Consider the following 7686-nt stretch of genomic DNA (forward strand, 5'->3'; position numbering starts at 1 on the left):
GACCTGTGACCTGTGACCTGTGACCTGTGACCTGTGACCTGTGACCTGTGGGCTGTGGCCTGTGGCCTATGGCCTATGACCTATGACCTGTGACCTGTGACCTGTGGCGAGAGAGCTTGCTCCCGCTGGGCCGCGAAGCGGGCCCAGAAAATGGGACTGCTGCGCAGTCCAGCGCGAGCAAGCTCCCTCGCCACACTAGGGTGCCTTTTTAACTGACTGGCATTCGGGTAGGCCCCCTCTCATAGGGTTCAGCGCTGACCCCCAGTAAAAAAAAACCCGCCGAAGCGGGTTTTTTTACATCGAGAAAGACGCCGGGCTCAAAGCTCAGCGAAGCACTCTTCAATGATTGCCAAGCCCTTGTCCAGCAGCTCGTCCGGCGAGGTCAACGGCACCAGAACGCGCAATACGTTGCCGTAGGTTCCGCAGGACAGCAGGATCAGGCCCTTGTCACGCGCCTTCGCCACCACCGACGCAACGGCAGCGGCGTTCGGCTTGTGGCTGTCGCCATCTTCGAACAGTTCCACTGCGATCATCGCGCCCAGGGCACGCACTTCACCGATCACCGGGTATTTGGCCTGGATGGCCTTGAGGCCGGTTACCAGGCGCTCGCCGACGGCCTTGCAGCGGTCCAGCAGGTGCTCTTCTTCGAACACTTCCATTACCGCCAATGCGGCCGCGCAAGCAATCGGGCTGCCGGCGTAGGTGCCGCCCAGGCCACCTGGGGCGATGGCATCCATGTATTCGGCTTTACCGCACACACCGGCCAGCGGGAAGCCACCGGCGATGGATTTGGCGAAGGTGGTCAGGTCGGCGGCAACGCCCATCTGTTCCATGGCAAAGAAGGTACCGGTACGGCCGGCACCGGTTTGTACTTCGTCGGCGATCAGCAGGATGCCGTGCTTGTCGCACAGCTCGCGCAGGCGCTTCATGAAGGATTTCGGCGCAACGTAAAAACCGCCTTCGCCCTGCACCGGCTCGATGATGATCGCCGCGATATCACGCGGCTCGGCATCGTTCTTGAAAATGCGTTCGATGCTGGCGATGGCGTCGTCGTCGCTCACACCGTGCAGCTCGTTCGGGTACAGCGCACGGAACACACCGCCTGGCATCAAGCCCATGCCGGCCGAGTAAGGCACGACTTTGCCGGTCAGCCCCAGGGTCATCATGGTACGGCCGTGGTAAGCGCCGGTGAAGGCGATCACGCCAGCGCGGCCAGTGGCGGCGCGGGCGATCTTCACGGCGTTTTCGACCGCTTCGGAACCGGTGGTGACCAGCAGGGTTTTCTTGGCGAAATCACCTGGCACCTTGGCCGCGACTTTTTCGCAGACTTCCACATAGGGCTCGTAAGCCAGCACCTGGAAGCAGGTGTGGGTCAGCTTGTTCAACTGCTCGGTCACGGCCGCAATGATTTTCGGATGCACGTGGCCGGTGTTGAGCACGGCGATACCGCCGGCGAAGTCGATGAACTCGCGACCTTCAACGTCGGTCACGGTGGCGTTCTTCGCGGAGTCGGCGAAGATCGGGTGAATCTGGCCAACACCGCGCGCAACAGCGGCTTCGCGGCGTTTCATCAGGGAAGCGTTGGTCTTGCTCATAAAGTCCTCATTCGCCACTCATCGGGTGGCGTGGTCCAAGGCATACGTGGCGGGGAGGCAGCTACGGCAGCATGCGATGATCGACTGCCACAGCTTTCCCGGCCACTACGAATAACGATGTGAAACACGCAAAGGGACAGCGCTCTCGTGCCCTCTGCGTTTGCTGCAATCACGTGCCGGTCAGATGCCCAGGCAGAGGTATTTGATTTCCAGGTAATCCTCGATCCCGTACTTGGAGCCTTCACGGCCCAGGCCCGAAGCCTTGATGCCGCCGAACGGCGCCACTTCGTTGGAGATCAACCCGGTATTGACGCCGACCATGCCGTATTCCAGGGCCTCGGCCACACGGAACACACGGCCCAGGTCGCGGGCATAGAAGTAGGACGCCAGGCCGAACTCGGTGTCGTTGGCCATCGCGATCACGTCGGCTTCATCTTTGAAACGGAACAGCGGCGCCAGTGGGCCAAAGGTTTCTTCCTTGGCCACGGCGGCGGTTTTCGGCACGTCGGTCAGAATGGTCGGCTCGAAGAAGTTGCCTTCCATCGCCTTGCCGCCGGCCAGCAGCTTGGCGCCTTTGCTCAGGGCATCGGCGATGTGTTCCTGCACCTTGGCCACGGCCTTTTCGTCAATCAGCGGGCCGGTGGTAGTGCCCTCTTCCAGACCGTTGCCGATCTTGAGCTTGGCCACGGCCACTTTGAGCTTTTCGGCAAACGCGTCGTACACCGAATCCTGGATATAAAGACGGTTGGCGCAGACGCACGTCTGACCGTTGTTGCGGTACTTGGAGATGATCGCGCCTTCGACGGCCTTATCCAGGTCAGCGTCGTCGAACACGATAAACGGCGCGTTGCCGCCCAGCTCCAGGGAGACTTTCTTGATGTCCTTGGCGCATTCGGCCATCAGCTGGCGACCGATTTCGGTGGAGCCGGTGAAGGACAATTTACGCACGATCGGGTTGCTGGTCAGCTCGCCACCGATGTCGCCGGCGCTGCCGGTGACCACACTCAGCACGCCTTTGGGAATACCGGCACGGTGCGCCAGCTCAACCAGGGCCAGGGCCGAGAACGGGGTTTGCGAAGCGGGCTTGATCACCATGGTGCAGCCGGCAGCCAGGGCCGGGCCGGCTTTGCGGGTGATCATCGCCGCAGGGAAGTTCCACGGGGTGATGGCAGCGGTCACGCCGATCGGCTGCTTGATCACGATCAGGCGCTTGTCGGGCTGGTGGCCGGGGATCACGTCACCGTAGATGCGCTTGGCTTCTTCGGCGAACCACTCGATAAAGGAAGCGGCGTAGACGATCTCGCCCTTGGCTTCGGCCAGCGGCTTGCCTTGTTCGAGGGTCATCAGGCGGCCGAGGTCGTCCTGGTTTTCGATCAGCAGTTCGAACCAACGGCGCAGCTTGTTGGCGCGCTCCTTGGCGGTGAGTGCACGCCAGGCCGGCAAGGCCTTGTCGGCGGCTTCGATGGCACGGCGGGTTTCCGCGGCGCCCATCTTCGGCACGGTGCCGAGAATTTCGCCCGTGGCCGGGTTATTGACCTTGATGGTTTGACCGTTGTCCGCATCGACCCAAGCGCCATCGATAAAGGCTTGCTGGCGGAACAACTGGGTATCTTTGAGCTGCATGTCGGCTTTCCTTAACAGCACCGCGCGCACGCGGAGCGAATTAGAGTTGTTGAAAGGCGCCTGGTGGGCTGCCGTCAGGGAAATCAGCCTCGGTGCACACAATCGATAAAGCGCGCACGGGAGACAGGGCGTTTGAAATCTCAAACGAATCCTAGGATCAATGGGGGTACAGGGCAATAGGATGTTCGAAAAAAAGAACAAAAACGGCACATCCGTCAAACTTTTCTGATCTGCGTAATTGCACTTGGTTTCACCGCACAGATCGGCGGCACCCGACCCAGAGCCTGCACACGGCAGTTTCCTACACTTAAACGCCCAAAGACCGGCATGGACGCCCAAGGTCGACATGGGTATGATGTCGCCCGCACAAGCATCCGTAGCTCAGCTGGATAGAGTACTGCCCTCCGAAGGCAGGGGTCGTGGGTTCGAATCCCGCCGGGTGCACCAGATATGAAATGAAAAAGCCCCAGGTCGTGAGACCTGGGGCTTTTTTGTGGATGATTTTTGTAAGCCCTGGGTTCAGCTATTGGAAATTGCCAGATCGCTGTCTCACGGGGCTGTTGGATCTCAAGGCGATGGCTGGGTCCGCACTTAGTTTGCAAACTGCCCACTCCTTCGTGAGGCGCGGTGGCATACAGTAAATGGGCGCTGGATTGACACGTAAATACATCTGTCCCTATTTTCCAGCAATGGAACTGTGCCAGATAGATACATATGAAGCTCGTGAGCGCTACCTGAGCAGTCGTGAGACGGCGTTTGCGCTTTATGGCGACCATTGTCTGACCACCTCTGCGACTTCGCTATTCGCATTGCCCGAAGCAAAAGCGTTTCTTCAAGCGTTACAGCATAAGAAGATCATCATCCAGCGGGATATTAAGAAAGATGCATATTACCGAGAGGTGCCCTTTTACGACGAAACTAGGCAGTAAGCAGTGAGGAAGCGCGTCGCCTGGGCGAAGTCCTATTTAGTTTTATAGACCAAGCCAGCACCGCTTTATCAACCGAAGACGATGCCATCTGGCAGTCACTTGCCGTCGTCCCACGCGATGATTTCACCACTGGCGAGCAAGAGTTGAAGAACCTGATCTATCGAACCCGCCGACGTTCGGAGCTGAATTCCATGATGGAGAAACAGGCTCAAACTCAAGCGTCCTGAACGCTTTTCCACATAGAGCCCATAAGCCGCCTCAGGGCGGCTTTTTCACTCCTATAAGAATGCCTTACTCCCAGCGCACGTGACACCCAGCAGCGGCAACGCAGGGCCAAAAGCGGTCGGCCGTGAATACCAGATTATTGTCGTAAGCTTTACCAATTAGAAACCGCGGTTGTTTAAGGAGTACAGAGCCACGAGAGCCTATGGCAGTGGTTGCCAGTCCGGCGGCACTGAGCATGTATGATTGCCCTGACCTCCCCCTTCACAACGGGAAAATGCGCCGATGCAGCAACTGCGTAAAGACAACCACTACGTGCCCAAGCTTTACCTAAAGCAGTGGGCTGATAAGGGCCAAATCCTCACTTATCGGCTATTGGTTCCTAGCGATAATGTTCCCCTGTGGAAAAAACAGTCGCTGAAAGGAATTGCCTTTCACCAACACCTCTACACCTACCTTGCAGGGCAGGAAGAAACAGACGAGTTCGAACGCTGGCTCGACAATGAATTTGAAAATCCTGCGGAGGAAGCTATCCGTCGAGTTGTTCGAGAAGATCGGATGCTGCCCGAGCACTGGAGACGGCTTGTGCGGTTCGCGGTTGCCCTAGACGTGCGCACTCCGGCTCGTCTGAGACAGTTCATACGCCGAGAGAACGAGACATTGCAGACATTAATGGATGAAAGCATGCAACGTTCCGTCCTTAAAATGGAGCAGGCCGCTCAGAGGAATCAACCATTCCCAATATCTTCGGATGAAAGCGTTGCCCCCTCTCTCTTCAAAATATCCATCGAGACTCTCTCGGAGGGAGGCGGTCAAGTAAAAGCAGAAACCGTTGTGGGAAGGCGGTTGTGGATTTGGCAAATGAGGCACCTGTTAACCAAAACGCTAGGCCGCTTACCAACTCACAAATGGACTATCTTGCATGCTCCGGATGGTATGTCATGGCCCACATCTGACAACCCGCTTATACGTCTTAATTTTCAGGACTCGAAGAACTATGACTTTGGTGGTGGGTGGGGAGTCAATAATGGAGACATACTCCTGCCCCTAAGTCCGAAGCACTTACTCTACACCTGCATCGGTAACCAAGTGTGGCCGCGAGGTACCACACTTGATGTTAAGACGGCTAGCTTGATACGGAAGATGATCATTGAGCATGCTGATCGCTACGTCTTTGCTGAGGAAGCTAGTGATGTGCAATTGATTCGGCCCAGACTGGTTTGCTCAGAAACATTTAAAAATGAGTTGTCAACCTGGCAAAACTGGCATGCTGAACAGTGCCGGGCAGAAAGAGAAATGCAAAGCTGATTGACCGCGTGCTCATCTGAGGCATTGAAGCAGGCCGGTCAGAATCGCCAGTAGGTGGCCGCTACGGATCAGTTGCAGTCCTTGAGTTCTTAGCCGACGTCTCCTCCTGACTGATTCCCCCTGTCAGCACGAATGCAAATGACAGATCGGTGGCGACGCGATCCGGTAGCCACGTGAGCAGCAATGACGCAACTGATCCCAATGTTAGGAAACCCACCACCGGGTGACTGGCACTCCACCCGGCGCGCGCAGTTGTCCCCCACCACACCTGCGGGCTATACGTGTCGTTTTTTCTGCACTCCTTCAGTAAGGTCAAGAACTCGTAGCCAGTGGCTAGGCATGGCCCTTTAGGCATGAGATAAAGCCTGCAAAACCCTGCATCGTGAGGCTAATTTCAAGGACCCTCAGGCTTGCAGATAAAAGCGGTGGCCACCCAAACCATACCCGCTAATTTAGATAATATTATCCAGGGAAGAAAAATGGCCGTAAAAACCATCAAGGAATTAACTGACTCAGTTCGAAAGTTGAAACCAGGTGCGCCGCTTTTAAATTACATAACACACGCACGCTTTCCAAACTTTAAAGGTCTTGAAAGAAATGCCGAATTGGACTTCCCATTTGCACTCACTGCATTAGTAGGTGCAAACGGTATAGGCAAGAGCTCCGTGCTCCACGCATTATATGGGATGCCGGAGGGCCAAAGCACCGCAAAATATTGGTTCGCAACGGCCGTAGATCCAATTGAAGTTAAAGTCGTCCGAGACCCGCCACGATACGTTTATGGTCATTGGCATGAGGGTGTAAATGGGCCTGTCGAAACTCGAAAAGCTCGCATACACCACAAAGCAAGAGCATATGAATATTGGGAACCCACAAAAGTATCAAAAAATGACGGCATGTCTGAAATACCGGCCGAAGAATTTGACAGAAAAAGCACCGACAGATGGAATCCAGTTATTCGAGAAGTCGTCTATATAAACTCAAAATTCAATATTGGTGCTTTTGACAGAAACTTTAATTTTGGCGATAAGGACGATAGTCAAACAGAAAAATATGCAGAGATGCAATGGGGGGCCAATAAGCTAAGACGCGCAATCGATCAAGACCTTCAAAGTTGGCACTTGGGAGGTGGAAGGGAGCGAATTTTTGAAAATCGCATGCTAAAGCAAGTTGAATTGGATGCCATATCGCTCATCCTCGGACGCTCATACTCTTCAGCAAGACTTATCAAGCACTCTCTTTATCCTACTCAACGAGGAAAAGACACGAGCGTCATTTTCGAACGAGGACGGCAGTACTCAGAGGCGTTCGCAGGAAGTGGAGAAATATCGGTGGTAAGTATTGTCACACAGGTACTATCTGCGCCCCGATACTCACTCATTCTATTGGACGAGCCAGAGACATCACTTCATCCAGGCGCACAAAAAGAGCTTTTGGCTTTTTTACTTGAGCAAATTCTGAAAAAACACCTCCAAGTCGTGATATCCACTCATGCAATAGACTTCATCGAGGATTTGCCTGAAAATGCTATAAAAGTATTTGAAGATAACGGCCAAGGCAAAACGCACATAATAAACAGTAGCTCTCCATATATTGCGTTAAACCGCCTCGGTCGAACTCTGGAAAAGAAAAAGACTATTCTTGTCGAAGACGCAATGGCTAAAATTGTTTTAGAAAGAGCCGCACAGGACCTTCATGAGGGTGAGCAAAATGCTCTGGACATAAGAATTTGTCCTGGTGGAGCAGAGGCAATCTTGTCACGCCAGGTACCAGCGATGCTGCAAGCAGGCTCAAAAGTCTTTGCTTACCTCGACGGTGATAAAAAGAAAGTCGACGTATTCAGCGAGAGTAAAAATATTACTCAAGCAATGCAAACAGATCTACCTGAAATCATTAAGTCCGAAGTTGGATGCTCTCCTAGCTTCACAAAAAATGGCGGAAATGATAAAAAAGGTATTCAAGAACGACACATTCAAAATCACCTGCAATATTTAGATTGGATGAGCTCT

At 54.4% G+C, this 7686-nt stretch carries 5 protein-coding genes and 1 tRNA gene; 4 read left to right on the top strand and 2 right to left on the bottom strand.

Annotated elements, in window-relative coordinates:
• Window positions 1-317: 317 nt before the first annotated feature.
• Together gabT and gabD are read right to left on the bottom strand one after the other, a co-directional pair.
• Window positions 318-1595 carry a 4-aminobutyrate--2-oxoglutarate transaminase gene (gabT, locus tag Q1V60_RS24905; RefSeq protein ID WP_300635808.1) on the bottom strand — a complete coding sequence of 426 codons (1278 nt, stop codon included), beginning with the start codon at window positions 1593-1595 and terminating at the stop codon, window positions 318-320.
• 180 nt (window positions 1596-1775) lie between these two features.
• Complete coding sequence (gabD, locus tag Q1V60_RS24910; RefSeq protein WP_300635810.1) at window positions 1776-3218, bottom strand: NADP-dependent succinate-semialdehyde dehydrogenase; 1443 nt, start codon at window positions 3216-3218, stop codon at window positions 1776-1778.
• A 370-nt stretch (window positions 3219-3588) separates the two neighbouring features.
• Between gabD and Q1V60_RS24915 the strand changes: the two genes are divergently transcribed.
• The 4 genes from Q1V60_RS24915 to Q1V60_RS24930 form a co-directional block, all read left to right on the top strand.
• Window positions 3589-3665: transfer RNA gene (locus Q1V60_RS24915), tRNA-Arg, on the top strand.
• 194 nt (window positions 3666-3859) lie between these two features.
• Window positions 3860-4147 (top strand): hypothetical protein, encoded by a 288-nt coding sequence (locus Q1V60_RS24920; protein WP_300635812.1) that lies wholly within the window; start codon window positions 3860-3862, stop codon window positions 4145-4147.
• Between the two features lie 507 nt (window positions 4148-4654).
• A complete protein-coding gene (locus tag Q1V60_RS24925; RefSeq protein ID WP_300635814.1) occupies window positions 4655-5677 on the top strand; it encodes a DUF4238 domain-containing protein in 1023 nt (340 codons plus the stop codon).
• Between the two features lie 410 nt (window positions 5678-6087).
• The coding region (locus Q1V60_RS24930) for an AAA family ATPase (protein ID WP_300635816.1) at window positions 6088-7686 on the top strand (1599 nt) is incomplete at its 3' end.

Origin of the sequence: Pseudomonas sp., assembly GCF_030147005.1 — a bacterium.
Lineage (GTDB): Bacteria > Pseudomonadota > Gammaproteobacteria > Pseudomonadales > Pseudomonadaceae > Aquipseudomonas.